A 21,471-nucleotide genomic window follows, 5' to 3' on the forward strand; every position below is an offset into this window, starting at 1 on the left:
TGGTATCGTTTTCTTTTGGCTTTATAATAATAAGTATTTTTACTTTTTTCTTTTCTTTATAAATAAAACATGATTATATTCTTAAGTTTATCAACTCTTATTTTTTCTATTCATTTTCTAATGAATAAAAAAAATAACATTCAGTGTTTACCCTATTTTCAAGTTAAAATCATTTTTAATTGTTAAGTCATCATATCAAAAGGACTTCTAAATTAAAAATTCCTACCTCGACTAAAAAAAGCCATGACATAAATTCGTCATAGCTTTCAAATATTCTTATCTTACGTTTAGCAGTAAAAATTATTGAATCGTCTTTTTAAAAATATACCATTTGCTAAAGAAATAATTAGCAACAACTACAATAACATTATCAATTATCTTGACCAAAAGAGTGTTCCAGCCTAACAATGTAATTCCAATCCATGTAATCACAATATCCATCAATAATGTTACTGATCTGTAGAAAAAAAACGACCCCGACTCATGCATTGATTCTTTAAAACTACCAAATGGTGTCTTAAAGACCCATAATTTATTGGAAATGTATGCCACAGCCACTGAAACAAACCACGCAATTACATTCCCGACTTGATAGTTCAATCCTTGTAAGTTCCAAATTTCAAATATCCCAATATTGATTACGGTTGTTGTTCCGCCCCAAAAAAGATAGGCAATAACCTGTTTATACTTTTCAAAAAGTTCAATTAACTTATTCATAATAAACCTCGACTAAAAATGGATTAATAACACTTGTGTAATTGTACTACAGAAACCCTGATCAACCCAGACTTATTTATGCTAGAAAGCTCCGCCACCAGATCCGCCACCAAACCCGCCGGAAGACCCTCCACTAAAGCCACCAGAACTACCACCAGAAGAACTACTATTGTAATTCGTAATCGCAGATCCTAAACTTGTTGTTAATGTATCATTAAAATTCCAATTTCCACCAATCAGAATTGGATAGTAAACACCCATCGTAGTTAATTCAGCTGTATCAAAATTAACTTTCAAGGCTGCAATTACCTTACTTGCTAATCCTAATGAAACTGCATAGGGCAAAATCTGTTCCCATAATACTAAGTCACCAACCTTTTTCATATCGAAATTCCCAATATCATCAAGCATTTTTCTAAAACACATAATCTGATATTTCATTTCCTGTCCGCGTTCAGAATAAGGTGAGCGTACCCGATAATAACGAATGCCAGAATATACAAAGATGGCATAGAACACCTGTAAAGAACTAAAGGCAACAATATTACTTGCTAATAAAAATAAAGTTGAAACAGCTAGTATTGTAACTGTAATTACCCATGCCAGAGTTTTTTTCCGTAAACTTATATTCTTATCGTCCTTAAATCCTACCTTTTCTGCATTAGCTAAAACATTTGTTTGCCACAGAGAATATGCAGAAAATAGCTGGTCTCCTTCTTTTTTCTTTTTCCCAAATTTCTTCAATTCGGATAACGTGAATTTATTTCCATCTCCAACTGTATTAAATAATACTCTGAAAATACTATAGTCACGAATTAAAGTAGTATCCTTCAAAATAACATTAAAATCTTTCTTCTTTTTATCTGACTCTGATATTTCAACCTGGTGACGACTTGCTAGATCCAGTATAAATGAACTAAAAGCTGTAGCATCAGGCTTCTTATTCTTATATATAACTTGTGTAACTTCAGCTGAAGTACTTGGAATATCATACGAATGTACAATTGGTGGCATTTTTTTCATTTTGTGTCCAGGATTCCTGTATCTCCAAATAAACCATAAAATAATTAAGATAACTGTAAGAAAAACCATAATTTTCTTAGAAAAAGATTTATTACGTTCTTCGCGTTTCCTTGCTTCATTTGCCTCAAGAGCTAATTTCTTTTCTTGCTTTTGAATGGTTTTTAATACTTTTTGATTGCTGGTATTTTGATTTAATGGAGTTACACTTGTTGGAAAAACAATATGACTCTCGACAAAAGTATTGGCGGGATTTCTTTTCAAAGATATTTTTACATTTCCTTGTTTCTTACTCACTATCGTATTCCCACTTAATTCACCGTGTGTCCAAGCTTGTAGCTGTGTAATGCTTTTTTGAGGTAACACAATATTTATTTTGACATTATTAAGTGCCACATCCCAATGAGTTCCAATTATCTTCCAATTTAATTCTGCTGTGTCCTCATAATTTTTAACTACGCCGTGCAGTAAATAGCGGTAAACAAATGTCACTTCTTTATCTTCTACGTTATGATAAACTTTTAATTTTAATTGTTTTTCTGACTGTGTCTGAGAAAAGGTGTTATTAACCTTCTTATCGGATAACGGAATTTTTTTTACATTTCCATTTTCAATGGTTTCCACACTTACGTCAGAGGCGCTTCCAATTCCATTAATATCCTGATTGTAGTAAACTCCATGAAATGAACCATCGAAATCATACTTTATCTTTTGCGTTAACCAAACACTACCATTTTGTTGAACCGTAGCATTTACATCATAGTTTGTTATATCATAACTATCAGCATTAGCTTTAGTGATCCCCGTTATAATTCCAACAATAAAAAACAAAGTTACTATCAGTAATTTCTCACATACTTTTTTATTGCTCTTTTGTGTTTCCAGTAGAATCTCCCCCAAATATATCTATTATTGCTATATTTTATTTATTATCTCATCACAAAGTTGGTGACTCAAATAAACATTTTTCTGTCTCAAATCATCTGATGTTGTCGCCCTAACAGACTTTATAAAATTGATTACCATTTGCTCAAATCCTCTAATATAGAGTGGATTATCCCAGTCATTAAAAGAGTGCATCTCTATATTGTTTTCGTGATAGATCTTCAACTGTTTAAGATCTTTCAATACATAAGTCCCTGTACTACTTGTTACTTCATACAATTCTTGATTAGCTCCACTATTTAAATCCATTGTTAGATTAACAATGGATTTGTTGGTCTCCAATCTAACAGTTATCATCTCCAGCTTACCATTAGTTTGAATTACCTTACTATCGCTTTTAATAATCTTATCATCAAGCATATAAACAGCTGTATCAATAAGGTGAATAAAAACATCATAAATCATAAACTTTGTCTCATTAACTGTATTGATTCTGTTTTTTTGCAATGAAATAATTCTTTTGCCTTTAACTTCTTTTAATTTATTAACCATTGGTGCAAATCTTCTATTGAATCCAATCATTAATATTTTTGACTGCCTCAATGCCAGACTTTGCAATTCTTTAACCTGATTCAGGTTTTCGCTAGCTGGTTTATCCATGAAAACATGAATTCCATTTTCTAAACACATCTTAGCAATCTCATAATGAGCAACTGTAGCACTATGAATAAAGCAAGCATCAATATTTTGCGCAATAAGTTCATCAACAGTCTTAACCATTCGTGTCAAATTATACTGCTCTACAAGTCTCTTGCGAACCGCTTCATTTCGTGTTGCAAAAATAAAATCAGCCTGATCTCTTATTTTTGAATATGTGGGCAAATACGCCTTTTGTGCAATATTACCCAGTCCTATAACTCCAATTTTCATTAATCCGACCCCCTTCAAAAACTACCTTACTATCCTATACTTAAAGCCTATCATACTTATCAATTATCTTGCCACGAGTAATTGAAAGTTAAACAAAAAGTTTTTGAATTGTTGAGCAGAATGACTGCAAAAATGTGAAACAAGGCTTACTTTTTCAGCATCACTGCCCTCTTGCATATAAAAAACGAGACCGTGCCAAAAGTTAAATTTTGACCTAGCCTCGCTAATTATTCTGACTTATGTCACATTTAGAACACGTTATAATTTACTTTTTTATCCTAGCATGTTGTATTTCATTTGTTTTTTTAGCTGCACGTGTCACAAAATCTGTAAACAACTTGAATTGTACTTTATCATTTTGCCATAAATTCTCTGGATGCCATTGAACAGCAAGTATTTGATTACTCCGTTCAGATTCAACTGCCTCAACAATTCCATCAGGTGAAGTAGCGGTTACTATCAAACTATCTGCAATTTGTTTAATTGCTTGGTGGTGTCTTGAATTCACTACGGAACTCCCACCTAATAAATTAAATAATTGTGAATTTTCCTCAATCTTAACATGATGTGTTTTGAAGTGACCTAATGTTGCCTGTGCATGTTGAATTTTTACACTTGGATTTTGTGCTCCCAAATCTTGATAGAGTGTTCCTCCTAATGCAACATTCAAAACCTGAATTCCTCGACAAATTCCCAATATTGGTTTTCCAACCTTTACCGCTTCTTTTATTAATGCAATTTCAAATCTGTCTTCCATTCCAATAGTCATTCCAATTTCTGGAATAGGCTCTTCACCAAAAAATAATGGATTGACATCTGGTCCACCTGGAAGCATTAGCCCATCAATCATTGCAATTATATCTTGAATAGAATCTTCAACGTCACTAAAACTCTCAGGAAAGGGTAAAATGACTGGGATTCCACCTGCTGCATAAATCACTTCTTTTACATCGTGTGGTGCATATGCGGGGTAGTCTCCTGGCATCCGTGGATTTGTTTCGATTAATTGATCACTAGGAATTCCAATAATTGGTTTCATAAATGGTACCGACCTTTCTATAAGCAATTATCGTTTATCATATCATAGTAATAAATTAATTTAATTACAACTATCAATTATTACTATAAAGACAGACTTTTTTCACACAATTACTAAAGCATAAAAAGTTCTGACTCTTGAAACTCTTTTAAGAATAACTAAAAAAGCCAAGCCAAAATTTAGTTCTGGCTCAGCTTCATCTAACAATTTCACATATACTATCTTTAATTAAAGAATACAAATCTCACAGCACATTACCTATAGCTGTTTTAACTTCTAATCAACCAAGGACATTATAATAGTTAAATAAATCAACGATTGTTGTCCCTGTAAAATCTTTAACGGGCTTTCCATCCAATGTTACTTCAACAAGCGGGTAATAATCTTGTAAATCAGGTACTTCAAGTTGCTGACGAGCAACAAATTGAGCAGTCAAATCATACTTTATTTCTTCAGTGATTCCTTGATTAACATATTTGATAATTAACATTATAAACACCTTTTTTCAATTATTAGTTTTAGATTTGTTTTAAAATACTTGATAGTGCAGGTTGTGATGTTTCACTAATATTATATTGTTTTCTGTATCCCGCAACCATATCTTTACCAAAGATATTCTCATCAACCGTCACAAAACTAGTATCAATTGGATCGACATTCTTAATTTTGGCATCAATCACAATTGGCTTGGTATTCCCCTCTGCCTGTAATTCACTAATTTTCTTCATAGTATCATTCAACTCAGCAAGATTCGTAACTGTAAACCCAATCGCACCCATATCTTCTGCCATATGAGCCCAGTCAGCTCCTAATAAGTTAATCCCATAAAGTGCTTGATTTGCCATCAGTTTTTCATGTTGAATAAATCCAAATGCTTTATTCTCAAGAACTACATTAATAACTGGCAAATTGTACTTAACTTCCGTCAATAAATCTGGCATTACCATTGCATAGCCACCATCTCCTGAAATCGTCCAAACTTCACGGTCTGGATAACTAAGTTTGCCTGCCAAACCTGCTGGTAAACCAAAGCCCATTGTGCCATACCATGCTGACATTGAGAACCTTTGCTGCTTATCAAATGGAAGTTGGCGAATTGCCCATTCAGTATTATTACCGACATCAAGACCAAAGACCGCATCGTCACTTGAGTTTTCTTTAATCGCACGTATGACACCTTCTGCACTCAAGCCTTCCTTATCATCAGAAGCAAGCTCATTTAACCATTTATCCCAATTCTGTTTGTTAATTTGTGAAGCCTTAAGAAAGGCACTTTCATCACCTGAGAAATCTGATTTCAATAACTCTGCAAAAAATAATTTAGCATCTGCTAAAACTGTAATGTCTGCATCTCTTTGTTTACCTAAATCAGCTAAATTATTATTTACCTGAATGAACTTAGCTGTTTCTGGCAAGTATCTTGCAAATGGAAAATTAGTTCCAACAAAGAGTACTAAATCACTCATTAAGCCGGCTTCAAAAGCTGGTTTTGTACCTAAACGTCCCCATGATCCCATAAAGTTCTTGTGATCCGTTGGCATTACACCTGTTGCTGGAGCTGTTGACAAAACTGGTAATCCAAATTTCTCTGAGATTGCTACAACTTCTTTACGTGCCCCATAAGCACCTTTGCCAACCCACAAAATTGGATTTTTAGCTTCTTTTAATGCATCTAATACAGCTGTGACATCTTCTTGTTTTGGAACTACTTGATTTGTAATTGCCTTCAATGGTTTTGTTTTGAAGCCATTAAATTCAATCTCCTGACCTGATAAGTCATCTGGAATAATGACAACAGAAACTGATTTTGTTGCATATGCAGAACGAATTGCTTCATCAACAACATATGGTATCTGCTCTGCACTAACAACTTGCTTATGAAATTCAGCAACATCCACAAACATTGGATCTTGATTCATTTCTTGGAAAAAGTTTGTATTCATAACGCCTGTTGCAGATTGCCCAACAATTGCTAAAACAGGAACATGATCCATTTTTGCATCATATAAACCATTCAACAAGTGAACTGCTCCAGGTCCAGCCGAGCCAAAACTAACTCCTATTTTCCCAGTTAGTTTGGCATCTGCTGCAGCTGCTAATGCTCCTATCTCTTCATGTCTAACTTGAATATAATTTAATTTTTCTTTTTCTTTATAAAAACCATCAACCGTATTATTAATTGAATCTGCAGTGATTCCATAAATATGATCAATATCCCAATCAATCAATACTTTTGCTAGAGCTTGTCCTGCTGTTATTTTTGTCATAATTATTTCCTCCAAAGTGATTTCCTTTTTATATTTGTTACTTTTTTTATCACATGTACACTTTAGCTCTTTTATAATAACTTTGCAATAGTAAATTTGCATTTTTTTAAAATAAAAGAAAAGAGCGTAATATATGGCAGAATAAATTTGAATAATAGCTCAAAATTACTAGCATAGTGAAATGTTTGCTAGTAGAAATTCAAAGTTATGCAATGCATTTTAACTCATGAAAAGCCTTTATTTTCAACAAAAAACAGGCCTAGATCAAAATTTGTTTTTGACCTAGGCCCTTCTTGGAATTTCATCATATAATTACAAAACTAGAATCATTATATGGTATTTAATATATTTATGAACTTGAAAATATATTTAAATTATAATAATTTACTTTACGTTCAAGCATTAACTGTTTATCAAATCTTGTTACTTTTTTAGTTATTCAATAAATTTTGTGCAGTTTGCAACTGATACATCTCGTAGTATTTTCCATGTTTTGCTAGAAGTTCATCATGCGTCCCACTCTCAGTAATTCTTCCGTCATCTAAAACTAAAATCTGATCAGCATCACGAATTGTTGATAACCTGTGAGCAATAACAATCGTTGTTCTGCCATTCCTCATCTTCTTAAGGCCTTCTTGGATTAATAATTCGGTTTGCGTATCAATATTTGCAGTTGCTTCATCCAATATCAAAATTTTCGGATTTCTAACAATGGTTCTTGCAAAAGATAATAGTTGTTTCTCCCCTGCCGAATATGTTGCTCCACGTTCTATTACTCTCGTATGATATTTTTTTGGTAACTTTTCTATAAATTGATTAGCATGTACGAATTCTGCGGCTTTCTTAATCTGTTCATCAGAAACATTCGCATCAAACATTCTGATATTGGATGCAATATCGCCATAAAATAAAAACGAATCTTGTAATACCAGCCCTATCTTTTGTCGCAATTCCTTTGTGCTGAACTTCCGAATATCTGTACCATCAATTTCGACCTTACCTTTAGCAAACTCGTAAAACCTCATTAAAATATTAATCGTTGAACTTTTACCACTCCCTGTGTGTCCAACTAAAGCTATTGTTTGACCTGGTTCAACTTTAAAATTGATGTCTTTCAAAACATCTTTTCCTTGTTCGTAAGCAAAAGTAACATTTTTGAATTCGATTTTTCCATTAGTAATTTGACTATCCGCACTCTCATCTTGAATTGGTGCCAAAGTCGAATCATCCATAATTCGCAAAATACGACTTCCAGCTACCATCCCATCTTGAAAGACGGTCAATGAATTCATTACATCAGACATTGGATTAAAGAAGCTTTGTAAATATGACAAGAAAGCATATATTACACCTGCCTGCACAAAATTTGTAGTTCCATTTATTCCAAAACCACCTAATGCAATAACTTCAGAAAAGATAAACAAAAGCGTTATTACAGGATTGAGTAATAAAGAGTTTACTTTAATCATTGCTAATCTCATCTTGAGATAATCTTCATTTGTTTCCTCAAATTCTCTTAAGATTCTCTCTTCCTGTCTAAATTGTTGAATAACACCCATTCCTAATAGGTTTTCACTTAACTTCGCATTAATTTCACTTAAATACTCTCTCATCTGCCGATAAATTTTTGAACTATACAGCTGATAATATATGATTACTAAAATCACAATCGGTAAAAACAACAAAATGATGAGTGCTAACTTCATATTTGTAAAGTACATCGCCACAAAAGCTGAAGCACTCGAAAAAAAAGTTACAATTAAAGTTAAGAAAAGCACCCAAAAATCAAATAATGTCTTAGTATCATTAGTAACCCTAGAAACAATTGAGCCTGCTGGTACCTGATCAAAATAATGCATCCCCAAATGATGCAGTTTTTCAAACAACCTAACTCTAATTAATTCAAGTGTTCGTTCTGATCCCATGGAATAGCAGAAATTTTGAATAAACTGCGTAACTGCCTTAATGATAGTTCCTAAAAAGTAGAGGCCAGCAAAAAAGAACATTATATTCAAAGTCGCGTTCTTATTAGTAAGAAAATGATCCATGTAATATTGTAATAATTTTGGCAGCAATATGTTGACTACACTTAATATTCCAGCAAATACGATAGCCGTAACAAATTGCCATTTAAACTCTATTGCAAACGGCAGCAATCGTTTCAAAACTGTAAACTGTTCTTTCAAACTCATAGTTTTTGCCCATTCTGACTTTTTTTCCATCAGTGATTACTTCCTCCCCTCCATTTGCTGTTCAACCTGTTGCATCTTGTAGGTCTGCTCGTACCAGCCTTTTTTATTAATTAAATTCTTATGTGTTCCGCGTTGAGTAATCCTACCATCTTTAACTACTATTATTTCTTGCGCATTCATTACACTACTCAAGCGACTCGCAACTATTATTGTTGTTTTATCTGTTCGAAGTTTCTTTACTCGTTTAAGAATATGATCCTCAGTCTTAGCGTCAACTGCAGACAATGAATCATCCAAGATTAGTACTTCAGGATTCAGTACTAAAGCCCTTGCAATCGCCAAACGTTGCTTTTGACCTCCTGAAAGAGAAATTCCCTGTTCACCAACTTGTGTTTGATAGCCATCCGGTAATTTTAGGATATCATCATGTAAATCAGCAATAAACGCTGCGTTCTCAACTTCTGCAATACTAGCATCAGGTTTTGCAAATCTGATATTCTCGAAGATAGTCGTTGAAAAAAGAATGCTATTTTGTGGAACATAGCCAATCGAAGGTAAATATGTGTCTAACTTGTACTCTTTAATATCGATGTTATTTACTTGAATACTTCCCTTGTAGTCATCAAATTGACGTAAAAAAAGTTTTAAAATAGTTGATTTGCCAGCTCCTGTTTTCCCAACAATTCCAAAAACGTGTCCACTTTTTATGCTAAATTTAATTTGTTGTAAAGCTAATTCATTTGAATCTGGATATTTAAATTCATCAATTTCATACTTCACATCGCCGTGAGGTGCTTTTGTAACCGGATTAAAGGCCTCCGTAATCTTACTTCTCTCAGCGAGTAATAATTGAATCCGATCGTAACTCGCACTGCCCAATTCAATGATGTTAAATAAACGCCCAATTGCAAACATTGGCCATATCAAAATTCCAATGTAAGAAATAAAAGAGATTAATTGTCCAATTGAGATTGTATTGTTAATTACAAAATATCCTCCAAGTATTATGGTTGCTACGTATGCCAATCCAATTATTAAACTTGTAACTGGATCAAAAAGTGAATCCAAGAAATTCGCTCTCCGATTAGCCTTAATCACTTCTTTTACATGAGCATCAAAATCAGCGATATCTTCTTTTTCTTGTCCAAGTGCTTTGATAACTTTAATTCCTAGAATACTTTCTTGGGTTTTATTATTAATACTTGAAAATTCTGCCTGTGCTCTATCATATGCACTATGAATTATATTGCCAAGTATTCTTGATAGTATTGCCAACAAAGGTAACGGAACAATTGCAATCAGTGTTAAGCGCCAATTAACAAAAAACATCATGGCAATAATCGTTGAGATACCCGTGATGATTGAATCTGCAAATGTCAAAATGCCGATACCTGCAACTTGCTGAACAGCCGTGATGTCGTTTGTAGCATGCGCCATCAAATCTCCAATTCGATACTTTTGATAGAAAGTCTCGTCCATTGCTGTAAAATGAGTTACCAGTCTTGTTCTAATTGTTCTTTCAAGTAAGGCGGAACTCCCCCAAATATATCTTCGCCAAAAATATCTGAATATATATTGTCCAATTCCCACCAATGTTAGTGCAGTTAAGAAGAAAATTAATTTTTGGACTGTCAATTGATGTCCCTGAATACTATCTACCATATTACCAATTATTCTTGGTGGGATAATATTCAGCACAGCGACCAACAATAGATAGAATATCCCCAATAAATAAGATTTCTTTTGTTCTTTAAAAAACCACGACAGTTTCAGAAAAATCCCCATGTTTTTGTACATCCCCTTCAAGAATTATATCCACAGAAAGTAGGCTAAAAGTTAATTTTTATCGACTTTTATGCCTCACTTCTTTATGCAAAACTATTTTTTTGCAATATCACCAATAATACCCTCCAATCTTATAATCAACAAGTTTTTCAGACAAATTGAATTTAAAACTATTTTCCTTATCATCCTTTTATACCGAATCAATAATAAAAAAGCTGAATCAAAATTTAACTTTTGACCCAACCTTCCACTTAATTTAATAAACTAGAAATCATTCACATCTAAAACCGTATAACTTCTTTTGTCATAACGATTACGACTTGTTGCATATTCAATATTTTTGCCATTATTCAACCAAACTATTTCTTCAAACTCCAACATCGGATCTGTGTCTTTTGCATTTAGGTATTTCTTATCATATTCATCAGGTAGTCCAGCTCTAATTTTTCGATATGCACCACCAAACTTAAGTTTTAGCTCTTTATGCAAATAGCCATAAATTGAAGTTTTTAGTACTTCTTCATTTAACCCTGGGACTAGATTAACAGGCATAAAAGTATGTTCCAGAATTAACGGATCACCTTCAAGTATTCTTAGCCTAATGATTTCATAAACGGGGCAGTCTTTAGGAATATCTAACTTTTTTTGAATATCCTCTGATGGAAACTTGACATCAAAACTGATAATCTTACTCTCAACCTTTTCTGCACCTTGTTGCTCTGTCATTCCATCAAAAGCATTTGCTGGTGAATCTCCGGCTGCTTTGATAGGGATATTCCCTAATACAAAAGTTCCTAGACCTGATTGCTTATATATTAAGCCAGAACTAGCTAATCTATCCAGTGCCTTTTTTACCGTCATACGACTCACATTAAATTCTTCAGCAAGAGTATTTTGATCAGGCATTAACTCACGCGCTGGATAGGTGCCTTCTAAGATTCTTTTTCTTATTTCTGCTGCAATCACTAGATATTTTGCTTTTGTCACCATACTTAAGACCATTCCCGTTCACTCTGATTTAGACCCGCATTATTTAAAACAGTTATCAATTAACTCAGTGCCCTACGATAATAATATGTTAAGAATAACTAAAATGCAAAGGTCTAAATTCATCAATCTAATTTTTGTCCATTAGATTCAATTACTCTTTGATACCAATAAAATGAATCCTTGCGTAACCGCATAAGAGTTCCTTTTCCCTCATCATCCTTATCCACATAAATAAATCCGTATCTTTTCTCCATTTGTCCCGTGCCTGCAGAAACAATATCTATTGCAGACCAAGGAGTATATCCTAATAAGTCAATTCCATCTTCTTGAACTGCTTTTTTCATTTCAATTATGTGTTGTCTTAGATAACTAATTCTATAATCATCGTGGATTTTCCCATCTTCTATTACATCTCTTGAACCAAAACCATTCTCAACAATAAATTGAGGAAGATGGAAACGATCATTAAACCAGTTCATTCCATATCTTAAGCCTTCTGGATCAACTGACCATCCCCACTCTGACGCCTCTAAAAATGGATTCTGAACATCATTTTTATAATCGTCATATTCATATTCTGGGTTATCCTCAGTAGCCTTAACTGTCTTGGACATATAATAACTAAAGCCAAGATAATCAACCGTTCCTTTTTTTAAATTAATCAAATCTTCCTGCGTAATATCAGAAATATATCCTTTTTTATTCAAGAAAGCCCGCATAAAACTTGGATATTCTCCAGTAACATGCACATCTGCGAACCAATATCTTTTCTGCATTGCTTTTTCGGCCATCATAATATTGGCGGGCTTTGAATCTAGTGGATACAGTGGCACCATTGCAAGCATGCATCCAATCTGTAGTTTCTTACTAATTAATCGTGCATGTTGAACTGCAATTGCACTAGCTACCAGTTCATAGTGAGCAGCCTGATACATCGCTTTCTCAGCATTTTCACCATCTTTAACCTTTATTCCTGAATTCGTGAATAAACAAAATTCATTGTTATATCCAGTTTGGTTGTTAATTTCATTGAAAGTCATCCAATACTTTACCTTGTTTTGATAGCGTTCAAAACATACGTCAGCAAAGTTCACAAAAAAATTTATCATTTTTCGATTGCGCCAACCATCATATTTCTCAACTAAGTGATCGGGTAATTCAAAATGCGATAAAGTCACAATTGGTTCAATATTGTATTTCAAACACTCATCAAATAGATCGTCATAAAACTTTAGTCCCTCTTCATTTGGTTCTTCTTCATCACCTTTTGGGAAAATTCTCGTCCAAGCAATCGAAGTCCTAAAACATTTAAAACCCATTTCTGCAAAAAGCTTAATATCATTCTTATAGTTGTGATAAAAATCAATTGCTTCATGATTTGGATAATTTTTATCCGCCAAAATTCCTGCAGTAATCGTGCGTTTTTCGCTTACCGAACCAGCAGTCATAATATCCGCTACCGATATTCCTTTGCCGCCAGCTTGCCATCCTCCTTCAAGTTGATGGGCTGCAACTGCACCACCCCACAAAAAATCATCTTTAAATATACTCATCAAAAATCTCTCCTTTTCTCCTCTGTACTAAAAAGGAATGTCCGTCGCAACCGCAACACGCCGTCATTCCTTTTTTGCAACTACTTAGTTTTTTTCAACTATTTTTTCATATAATTCTACAATTTCTTGTGCTAGATCCCTGAATGTAATCGCAGTCATCAAATGATCTTGTGCATGAACCATATATAAGTTCACTTCATTAGGTTGTCCTTGCGCTTCCTTCGTTAACATATTTGTCTGCACATTATGTGCTTTGCTGAGTGACTCATTTGACTTATCTAAAAAATTTTTTGCTGCGCTGAAATCATTTTGCTTCGCAGCTCTGATGGCCTCTACGGCAAATCCTTTTGCATTGCCCCCTTCCATTATAAGTCCCATGATTACTTCCATATTATCTGTATTCATCTTATCCCCTCGCCATCAATTCTTCAGCAAATTTCAAAACATTCGCACCATTCATCATTCCATAATCAGACATATTGATTACATCCATTGGAACCCCAGCTTCATCTGCCTTTTTTTGTACAGTAGCTCTCATATAAGCAACTTGTGGTCCAAGTAACAGCACATCTGGAGTTTTCTTTCTAAATTCTTGATCAATATCTGCAGTTGATTTTGCGAAAATTTCATAATTTTTGCCTTCTTCTTTTGCTGCAGCCTGCATCTTAGATACAAGTAGTGATGTTGACATTCCAGCTGAGCATGCAAGCATAATTGTTTTTTCTACCATACTATCATCTTCCTTTTCTTTCTTATTCACCTTTTGCGGTTTTCTCTTGTTCTTGTGCTAGTAGATAATTATCGTATTTCTTAGCAAATGGGAAATAAATACCAGTTGACATCGCAAGGACTATTGCTTGCCAGATTGCCATCTTCCATCCTCCAATTAAGAAACCTGAAATAATAGGCGGTGTTGTCCAAGGAGCAGCAACTCCATTCAATGGAGGTACAATTCCAAAATATATGACTAAATAAGTGGTTAAGGCGACAATTACAGGTGTCAAGAAGAACGGAATTGCTAAGAATGGATTCATAACAAGTGGTAATCCAAACAAGAATGGTTCATTAATGTTGAATAAGGCCGGAATAAATTCAATCTTTCCAATTGATTTCATCTGTACAGATTTTGCAGCATATAATGTGAATACTACTAGACCAATCGTAATACCCGATCCTGTTAAATTAATAAAGTTGTTATAAAATTCGTTAGTAACAATGTGTGCTCCATTTGCTAATGAAAGTTGATTATGTTGATACAAATTTGCATTATCAAATGTGTTTGGAATCAGCAAGCCACTTGTAATCGCTCCCATAATCAAGCCTCCGTGTACCCCAAAGAACCAGAAAAATGGCACCAAGAACGCGATGATTAATGCACCACCAAGTGAATCTGTAAGTCCTTGCAACGGAGCTTGTAACATCTTGTAAATCAATTGCAAAATATCTGTGCTCATAACGCCCTTGAAGAATGCATATATTAACATTGAAACAGTGAGAATTACCCCTGCTGGAATCATTGCAGTAAATTGATTAGCAACATTTGCGGGAACTTGTTCAGGCAACGTAATTTTCCAACCAGCCCGCATCATTGCAGAATATGACCATCCAACAAGAATACCAATAATAATTGCAGCAATCATTCCCTGTCCGCCTAGCCAAGTAATGTTGACGACACCTGTTATAGGAGAAGTCAAATATGTTTGAACGACATGTGGTAATTTGTCTATTTGTTCACTCAACTTAACTCCAGAGTAGATTACGTTACCTGCAGCATCTGTAATACCTGATCCTGTCTTACCCGCGGCACCGACTAATGGGTTATCGACTTGTAAAAATTGCAATAATAAAAATGATGATAGTGAAGTTAATCCCGCTGGCAATGCTTCATATCCTTCATTCCTTACATACACATATGCAATTCCTATAGATGCCCAAACTGAAATCAGACCAAATGAAGTCGTATATGCTTGGTTAAAGAATGCTGACCACCCTGACGCTTTTAAGGCACTTGCAACAGCAGGTATCGGAATGTTTGATAAAATCAAGAAAATTGACCCAATAATAATGAAAGGTAATGCATAAACCATTCCGTCTTTTAATGCTGTAATAGGTTTTGTATTAACGAATTTCATTATTGGAGGTAATAATTTATTATTTATAAAATCCCCAAATCCTTTTTTTGTCATTATAATTCATCTCCATTTTTTTCAAGAATTGACTTAAACCAGTTAAATGATTTTTTCGGTATTCGTTTTAATTCTTTTAAATCATGATTTGTTCGATCTACATATACAGCTCCATAGCGTTTCTCCATATCACCATGTGAACTAGGGATGTCTATCAATCCCCAACCAAGATATCCTAAAACTTTTGCTCCATCAATAAAAATAGAATCTTTCATTGCTTTAATATGGTCATGATGATATTTAATCCTGACATCATCTTCTATTTGATTTACTCCATCCCAATGCTCACGTAAACCAATTCCGTTTTCTATAGGAAAGACAGGTAAATGATACCTGTTATATATCTTCGTTATGACATTCCTAAATCCAAGTGGATCAATAGTCCAGTTCCACTCGTTCGTTTCTAGAAAGCGATTACTTTCAACTCCAAACGCAAGATAGTTATTTGGTGGCGTACATTTCGGGATCTTGTCCGCATTTACTACATCTGTCCGATAATAGCTGAATGCCAAAAAATCAGCATGCATTTTTGAAATAACATTCATATCTTCAGGTAAGAAATCACTATTAATTTTATGTTTCTCAATAAAATGCATGACCTCATTAGAATAATGACCCGTTGCAAATGCATCGTATAAATTATTGTTCATAAATTCTTGGATTGTTCTAGCTGCAAAAATATCATTTGGTTTCGCTGTAGCTGGATAAATTTCCTCGTATGCTAACATTCCACCTAATAATAGTTTTGGATAGTTAGCATGCAAGTATTCATCAATTTCTGCATGTGCCACCATTGTGTGATGAAAAATCTGGTACATTTCTGCCACTGTCTTCTCACCCGTTAAATATCCCGAAATGTTAAATACTTCCTCTTGAAAGTAAAGATTATGTTCGTTAAATGTTATCCAATATTTTACTCTATCAGCAAAATAATCAATCACTTTCTTTGCAAACCGTACAAAAGCATGCTGTGTTTTGCGGGATAAGAACCCATTCTCTTTTTTTGCCAGATTCAACGGCATATCAAAATGATATAAACATATCATTGGTGTGATTTTTCTTGCTAACATTGCATCAATTAATCTGTCATAAAAAGCAAATCCTTCGCTGCTAAACTCACCATCACCTGTTGGATTACATCTAGACCATGATACTTGGATACGATACATGTTGAAGTGCATCTCTTTCATCAAGTCAAGATCTTCTTCATATCGATGATATTCATCAATCGCAACCTTCCAATCACTGGAATTAGCAGTTGCTTCTCGTACATCATAGACCGACTTACCCTTGCCACCAATATTCCAAGCTCCTTCAGTTTGCATACTTGAAACCGAATTACCCCAAAAGAAATCTGCTGGCATCTTTCTTTCATCCTGCAATCTTAATCATCTCCTTAAACCAAATTAAGCGTTTACATTCATATGAACAACTACAGTATAATTGCTATTTTATTAAAAATCAATATTTATTTTTACAAAAGTATAGTCTTTTAAAAAATGTAATTAATAACCTACTCACATTTATTTTTGATATAGCGTAATTCACTTCGGACATTATTGAATACTTTGGTCAAAAAGCTTGCAAAATTGTCTAATAATCCCCATAATTAGTGAGCGATTATTATATGATTATTAACTTAAATTTTAGACAAATCAGAAATAGAGGAGTGTATCTTTAGTGCCAACAGAAAACACCGATTTTTGGAAAGATATTGTAGCAAATGCGACTGATAAAGAGGGAAACAAACGTCCATTCATAAGCCTTGCACCTATGGAAGCTGTGACAGATACAGTTTTTCGCAGAGTCGTAACTCAGGCTTGCCCTCCAGATGTTTTTTATACAGAATTTACTCATGCTCGATCAGTAACTCATCCGCAAGCAAAGTTCTCTGTCCAAGGTCGCTTATATATTGATCCATCAGAAAAACAGATTCCAGTGGCCCAATTATGGGGAGATAAAGGAGAAGATTTCGCTAAAGCCGTCCAAGAAGTTACCAAGCTTGGTTATCGAGCAATTGATTTGAATATGGGTTGTCCTGATGGGACCGTTATCAAAAATGGTGGTGGCAGTGACTTGATTCGTCACTTCGATAAAGCAAGAGAAATTATTGCTGCTGCGAAGACCAGCGGACTCCCAATCAGTGTAAAAACCAGGTTAGGATTTAGCGATACTAATGAATTGGAAGAATGGATTCCATTTTTATTAAAACAAGATGTCCGTGTCCTAACTGTTCACTTCAGAACACGTCAAGAAATGAGCAAAGTCCCTGCACACTATGAACTTATTGATGAAATCATTAGGATGCGCGATGAACTAGCACCTCAAACATTAATTCAAATTAATGGTGATATCAGTAACGCAGTCGAGGGATTAGAACTTGCAAAGAAGCATCCCGGCGTTGATGGAATTATGATTGGTCGGGGTGTCTTCGCAAATCCATTTTGCTTTGAGATTACACCTCAACAGCATACACTTGCAGAAACATTCAATCTATTACGCACTCAGCTTGATCTCTTTGACGATTTCTACGCTCGTTTCGAGTCGCGTAAATTTGTTGCCTTACGCCGTTTTTTCAAGATTTATGTGCGCGGATTGCGAAATGCCCATCAACTTCGCGAACAATTAATGAGCGCTAAGAGTACTGATGAAGTTCGTGCTCTTTTAGATGACCTTGAGGCTCGCCAAGGAACAGATATATTAGATCCACGTTTCCAAACATTGAACAATTAATATCAATCTAAATAGACAAATAAGCGGCTGGATTAAAAATACTTTTGCTCCAGCCGCTTATTTGTCTAACTTTAAATTATTCAAAGATTACTAATCTATTATTTTTTTAATTTATGATTTCATGTAAATTTACTGCCCTGTTAACAATTTTAAAGATTATTGCTCCAATCGCTTGCGCAATTAATTGACCACAGAATAAATAAACATAGGTGATTAAAAATGGAGCCTTGCTAATATAAAACAATTCGATTGCTACAAAAACCATTCCAAAAGACACACATAATCCGACAACTAGTAGTCTCACATTAATATTTTTAACTCTACTATTTAAGAAAATTGCAACTGCTAATCCTAAACCTGTAACACCTAAACCAACCGGTATATCAACTAATCCAAATGGACTCATGAGTAAGTTAGCGATAAAGACTCCCATCACCATTCCCCAATAATACTTCTTATTAAATGCAACTAATTGATACAATGCTGTAGCAATTCTCACTTGAATTACCCCAAAAGAAAACTTTGCAAACATTACAGTAATAACTACATAAATTGCTGCCAAAATAGCATTCATAATTATAATTTTCAATTTATTTCCACTCATTTAATTAACCATCCATTATTTTTATATATGCAACTAATCCTTATTCCATTCAATCTTAATTGCATATTCAATTGGATCTTTCAATCCATTTTTTTTAAATGCTTCAATGCGATCACGACATGTCCCACATTGACCACAAGATACACTGTCAGTCTCATAACATGAGCGGGTTAATTCGAAAGGAACGCTTAGTTTTATCCCCATTTTAACTACACCAGCCTTATTATTTCTAATCAGAGGTGCAACTAAAGTAACGTTCCCACCTGTTCCTGCAGAAATTGCTTTTGCCATTGATTCGAAGAAAAGTGGTGAACAATCTGGATATGCACTTCCAGCGGCATCATCCGAATGAGCTCCATATGAAACTTCTGCTAATTCTTGGCTGTATGCCAGTGCAGCAGCTTGTGAGAGCATCAATCCATTCCTAAACGGAACATATGTATCAACTGTTCCCTCACCACTTTCTTTAATAATTTCACCATAACTCCTGTGTTCAATTGGTCCATTACCTTGAAGTAATGTTGAACTTGAACCTTGGAAGATTTGAGCGTCAATATTTGCAACTACTATTTTTACATCAAAATAATTAGCTACGTTTTGTGCATTTTGAATCTCCCTAGAATGTTTCTGTCCATAACTAAATGCTAATGCAATAATATTTTCTTTACCATACTTTCTAATTGCCAGTGCAAGACAAACAGCAGAGTCCATTCCACCTGACAGTAATACAACTTGTCCCATAGAAATAGCCCCTATCTGATTGAACGCCCATAATTTTGAATATTGCCTAAAAATTGTAATTTTCTCTGAAAAGCTAATTGCTCGATTTCATTATTTGAGAAACTGGGATTTACACGATTTACAAAAGGATATATTGAAATTCCGCCACGGGGCGTAAATAATCCAAAAACTTCAATATATTTTGGGTTCATTAACTTGTATAAGTCATTCAAAATGATGTTCATACAGTCTTCATGGAAATCACCATGGTTTCTAAAACTAAATAAATATAATTTAAGACTCTTACTCTCAACCATTTTCTCGGTAGGAATATATGAGATAAAGACGTTAGCAAAATCTGGCTGCCCGGTTTTGGGGCAAAGGCTCGTAAATTCGTAACCATCGAATGTAACAAGATAATCATTTTCCGGATGTTTGTTTATAAAAGTCTCAAGGACTTGAGGTGTGTAATCTTGAGGATATGATGTGTGCTGATTTCCTAGTTGTGTTACGCCCTCCAACTCACTAGGTTTTCTTGAAGGACTTGTTGTTTTATTCATTTATATTATCTCCTTTTGTTTTTTTTCGGAGGTTTTAAGGATGTACCATACTCCGCTATTGTGTGAATAAAAATTCCGACTATTATAATATACAACAAAAAATAGCACATTTGTATAAAAATCGGAAGCTGCCATTCATTCTGAATTGTATTGTCCTCAAAAATTAAACCGATTAACCACACTTTTTTATTTTTCACTAATTTCTCTTGGCATGCTCTTAAAAACATCAAAATTTATTATTATACTACTAACAGCAGGTGTTATTATATTGAAGTAGCGATTTCATTAAATTAATGAATCCTTTAATAACTACCTTGAATGAATTAAGAAGGAAGGATGTTTGCCATGCAATTAGTTTATGTCGTTGACCCAATCGCCGATGATGGAATTACTTTACTTAAGGAAAAGGGATTTGCTGTGTTTCGTTTATCTAAGTCGCAAACAATTAAAGAAAGCCTCAAATTAATTGATCCAACAAAAGTGACCGCATTAATAATTCGTGCCACAAAGATTACTGTTTCTGAATTGCAATCATTTCCAAATTTGAAAATAATTGCCCGACATGGTGTGGGCGTTGACAATTTACCGCTTGATTATATCAAGGAAAACAAAATAAGACTGACTTATACTCCAGGTCTCAATGCCATATCAGTTGCTGAATTAACCCTGACCCTCATGCTCGATTTATTAAAAAAAATCCCTGTCAATCGTAAAGATAATTTCTATGATGGTGAGTTATTGGCTGGCAAAACAATTGGTTTGATTGGTTATGGTAAAATTGCACAAAAACTAAGTCTCATTCTCAAACCTTTTGGAATCAATCTCTTAGTCTACAATCATCGTCCTAAAAAGCTTGCATATGGAACTCAGGTTGAATTAGATGAAATTGCTAAGTCTTCTGATATCGTTAGCTTACATGTACCCGCAACACCTGAAACTACGCAAATGATTAATGATGACTTCTTTATTCAGATGAAACAAAGTGCTTTTTTAATTAATACCGCTCGCGGAGCCCTAATTGACAGTGATTCCTTGTACTCGGCTTTAACTGCACACAAAATTGCAGGTGCTGCATTAGATGTTTTAGATTCTGGACAAATTCACACAATTCAAGAAATTCAAGCACTAAAAAATGTAATCTTCACTCCTCATATTGGGGCAAGTTCACGTGAGATTTTACAACAATCCTCACTCAGATGTGCCCAAGAAATTCTCCTTCTTGAGAAAGGCGAAACGGCTATACAAAGCTATTTCTAATATGCTATTCGTAAAAAAGAGGCTAAACCAAAT

The 21,471-nt window shown here is 34.3% G+C and carries 19 protein-coding genes; 2 read left to right on the forward strand and 17 right to left on the reverse strand.

Going from position 1 to position 21,471, the window contains the following annotated elements; genetic code table 11:
• Positions 1–300: 300 nt before the first annotated feature.
• The 14 genes from G6O70_RS11090 to G6O70_RS11155 all read right to left on the reverse strand — a co-directional run bounded on the left by G6O70_RS11090 (position 301) and on the right by G6O70_RS11155 (position 16,946).
• The gene (locus G6O70_RS11090; RefSeq protein ID WP_057869196.1) at positions 301–717 is read right to left on the reverse strand and encodes a GtrA family protein; all 417 of its coding nucleotides are present in this window, start codon (positions 715–717) and stop codon (positions 301–303) included.
• Positions 718–798: 81 nt separating this feature from the next.
• Positions 799–2,637: a DUF2207 domain-containing protein gene (locus G6O70_RS11095; protein WP_157047948.1), complete on the reverse strand. Its 1,839-nt coding sequence runs from the start codon at positions 2,635–2,637 to the stop codon at positions 799–801.
• 15 nt (positions 2,638–2,652) lie between these two features.
• On the reverse strand, positions 2,653–3,552 hold the full coding sequence (locus G6O70_RS11100; RefSeq protein WP_057869197.1) for a Gfo/Idh/MocA family protein: 900 nt from the start codon (positions 3,550–3,552) through the stop codon (positions 2,653–2,655).
• Positions 3,553–3,817: 265 nt separating this feature from the next.
• Positions 3,818–4,591, reverse strand: a complete 774-nt coding sequence (locus G6O70_RS11105; RefSeq protein ID WP_057869198.1) for a gamma-glutamyl-gamma-aminobutyrate hydrolase family protein — start codon at positions 4,589–4,591, stop codon at positions 3,818–3,820.
• A gap of 280 nt (positions 4,592–4,871) precedes the next feature.
• Positions 4,872–5,081 (reverse strand): hypothetical protein, encoded by a 210-nt coding sequence (locus G6O70_RS11110; RefSeq protein ID WP_057869199.1) that lies wholly within the window; start codon positions 5,079–5,081, stop codon positions 4,872–4,874.
• A 28-nt stretch (positions 5,082–5,109) separates the two neighbouring features.
• Positions 5,110–6,858 (reverse strand): thiamine pyrophosphate-dependent enzyme, encoded by a 1,749-nt coding sequence (locus G6O70_RS11115; RefSeq protein WP_057869200.1) that lies wholly within the window; start codon positions 6,856–6,858, stop codon positions 5,110–5,112.
• A gap of 431 nt (positions 6,859–7,289) precedes the next feature.
• Positions 7,290–9,080 (reverse strand): ABC transporter ATP-binding protein, encoded by a 1,791-nt coding sequence (locus tag G6O70_RS11120; RefSeq protein ID WP_057869201.1) that lies wholly within the window; start codon positions 9,078–9,080, stop codon positions 7,290–7,292.
• A 6-nt stretch (positions 9,081–9,086) separates the two neighbouring features.
• Positions 9,087–10,835, reverse strand: a complete 1,749-nt coding sequence (locus G6O70_RS11125; RefSeq protein WP_057869202.1) for an ABC transporter ATP-binding protein — start codon at positions 10,833–10,835, stop codon at positions 9,087–9,089.
• 264 nt (positions 10,836–11,099) lie between these two features.
• Positions 11,100–11,822, reverse strand: coding sequence for a GntR family transcriptional regulator (locus G6O70_RS11130; RefSeq protein WP_057869247.1), 723 nt, complete (start codon positions 11,820–11,822; stop codon positions 11,100–11,102).
• Positions 11,823–11,947: 125 nt separating this feature from the next.
• Entirely contained in the window at positions 11,948–13,378 is a 1,431-nt protein-coding gene (locus tag G6O70_RS11135) for a 6-phospho-beta-glucosidase (RefSeq protein WP_057869203.1), read from the reverse strand.
• A gap of 84 nt (positions 13,379–13,462) precedes the next feature.
• Positions 13,463–13,783: a PTS lactose/cellobiose transporter subunit IIA gene (locus G6O70_RS11140; protein WP_057869204.1), complete on the reverse strand. Its 321-nt coding sequence runs from the start codon at positions 13,781–13,783 to the stop codon at positions 13,463–13,465.
• A gap of 1 nt (position 13,784) precedes the next feature.
• The gene (locus G6O70_RS11145) at positions 13,785–14,108 is read right to left on the reverse strand and encodes a PTS sugar transporter subunit IIB (RefSeq protein ID WP_057869248.1); all 324 of its coding nucleotides are present in this window, start codon (positions 14,106–14,108) and stop codon (positions 13,785–13,787) included.
• 22 nt (positions 14,109–14,130) lie between these two features.
• Positions 14,131–15,564: a PTS sugar transporter subunit IIC gene (locus tag G6O70_RS11150; protein WP_057869205.1), complete on the reverse strand. Its 1,434-nt coding sequence runs from the start codon at positions 15,562–15,564 to the stop codon at positions 14,131–14,133.
• Positions 15,564–16,946 carry a glycoside hydrolase family 1 protein gene (locus G6O70_RS11155; protein ID WP_057869206.1) on the reverse strand — a complete coding sequence of 461 codons (1,383 nt, stop codon included), beginning with the start codon at positions 16,944–16,946 and terminating at the stop codon, positions 15,564–15,566. The genes G6O70_RS11150 and G6O70_RS11155 overlap by 1 nt, the downstream gene beginning before the upstream one ends.
• 298 nt (positions 16,947–17,244) lie before the next feature.
• Here G6O70_RS11155 and G6O70_RS11160 point away from each other — a divergent pair, with 298 nt between their 5' ends.
• Entirely contained in the window at positions 17,245–18,297 is a 1,053-nt protein-coding gene (locus G6O70_RS11160) for a tRNA dihydrouridine synthase (protein ID WP_057869207.1), read from the forward strand.
• 106 nt (positions 18,298–18,403) lie between these two features.
• On the opposite strand, the gene G6O70_RS11165 is transcribed toward G6O70_RS11160, so the two are convergent.
• Genes G6O70_RS11165 through queF form a run of 3 tightly spaced genes read right to left on the reverse strand, consistent with a single transcriptional unit; the run spans position 18,404 to position 20,181 of the window.
• Entirely contained in the window at positions 18,404–18,901 is a 498-nt protein-coding gene (locus tag G6O70_RS11165; RefSeq protein ID WP_057869208.1) for a QueT transporter family protein, read from the reverse strand.
• A gap of 33 nt (positions 18,902–18,934) precedes the next feature.
• Positions 18,935–19,642: a 7-cyano-7-deazaguanine synthase QueC gene (gene queC, locus G6O70_RS11170; RefSeq protein WP_057869209.1), complete on the reverse strand. Its 708-nt coding sequence runs from the start codon at positions 19,640–19,642 to the stop codon at positions 18,935–18,937.
• Positions 19,643–19,653: 11 nt separating this feature from the next.
• A complete protein-coding gene (queF, locus tag G6O70_RS11175) occupies positions 19,654–20,181 on the reverse strand; it encodes a preQ(1) synthase (RefSeq protein ID WP_057869210.1) in 528 nt (175 codons plus the stop codon).
• Between the two features lie 345 nt (positions 20,182–20,526).
• Here queF and G6O70_RS11180 point away from each other — a divergent pair, with 345 nt between their 5' ends.
• Positions 20,527–21,438, forward strand: coding sequence for an NAD(P)-dependent oxidoreductase (locus tag G6O70_RS11180; RefSeq protein ID WP_083481894.1), 912 nt, complete (start codon positions 20,527–20,529; stop codon positions 21,436–21,438).
• The last annotated feature ends 33 nt before the right edge of the window (positions 21,439–21,471 follow it).

This window comes from Liquorilactobacillus hordei DSM 19519, assembly GCF_019443985.1.
Lineage (GTDB): Bacteria > Bacillota > Bacilli > Lactobacillales > Lactobacillaceae > Liquorilactobacillus > Liquorilactobacillus hordei.

Coding starts and splice junctions, on each gene's coding strand:
- G6O70_RS11105 (WP_057869198.1), bottom strand. CDS start 4,591: ATGAAACCAATTATTGGAATTCCTAGTGATCAATTAATCGAAACAAAT.
- G6O70_RS11180 (WP_083481894.1), top strand. CDS start 20,527: ATGCAATTAGTTTATGTCGTTGACCCAATCGCCGATGATGGAATTACT.
- G6O70_RS11135 (WP_057869203.1), bottom strand. CDS start 13,378: ATGAGTATATTTAAAGATGATTTTTTGTGGGGTGGTGCAGTTGCAGCC.
- queF (WP_057869210.1), bottom strand. CDS start 20,181: ATGAATAAAACAACAAGTCCTTCAAGAAAACCTAGTGAGTTGGAGGGC.
- G6O70_RS11165 (WP_057869208.1), bottom strand. CDS start 18,901: ATGAGTGGAAATAAATTGAAAATTATAATTATGAATGCTATTTTGGCA.
- G6O70_RS11090 (WP_057869196.1), bottom strand. CDS start 717: ATGAATAAGTTAATTGAACTTTTTGAAAAGTATAAACAGGTTATTGCC.
- G6O70_RS11145 (WP_057869248.1), bottom strand. CDS start 14,108: ATGGTAGAAAAAACAATTATGCTTGCATGCTCAGCTGGAATGTCAACA.
- G6O70_RS11150 (WP_057869205.1), bottom strand. CDS start 15,564: ATGACAAAAAAAGGATTTGGGGATTTTATAAATAATAAATTATTACCT.
- G6O70_RS11100 (WP_057869197.1), bottom strand. CDS start 3,552: ATGAAAATTGGAGTTATAGGACTGGGTAATATTGCACAAAAGGCGTAT.
- G6O70_RS11125 (WP_057869202.1), bottom strand. CDS start 10,835: ATGGGGATTTTTCTGAAACTGTCGTGGTTTTTTAAAGAACAAAAGAAA.
- G6O70_RS11110 (WP_057869199.1), bottom strand. CDS start 5,081: ATGTTAATTATCAAATATGTTAATCAAGGAATCACTGAAGAAATAAAG.
- G6O70_RS11115 (WP_057869200.1), bottom strand. CDS start 6,858: ATGACAAAAATAACAGCAGGACAAGCTCTAGCAAAAGTATTGATTGAT.
- queC (WP_057869209.1), bottom strand. CDS start 19,642: ATGGGACAAGTTGTATTACTGTCAGGTGGAATGGACTCTGCTGTTTGT.
- G6O70_RS11140 (WP_057869204.1), bottom strand. CDS start 13,783: ATGAATACAGATAATATGGAAGTAATCATGGGACTTATAATGGAAGGG.
- G6O70_RS11120 (WP_057869201.1), bottom strand. CDS start 9,080: ATGGAAAAAAAGTCAGAATGGGCAAAAACTATGAGTTTGAAAGAACAG.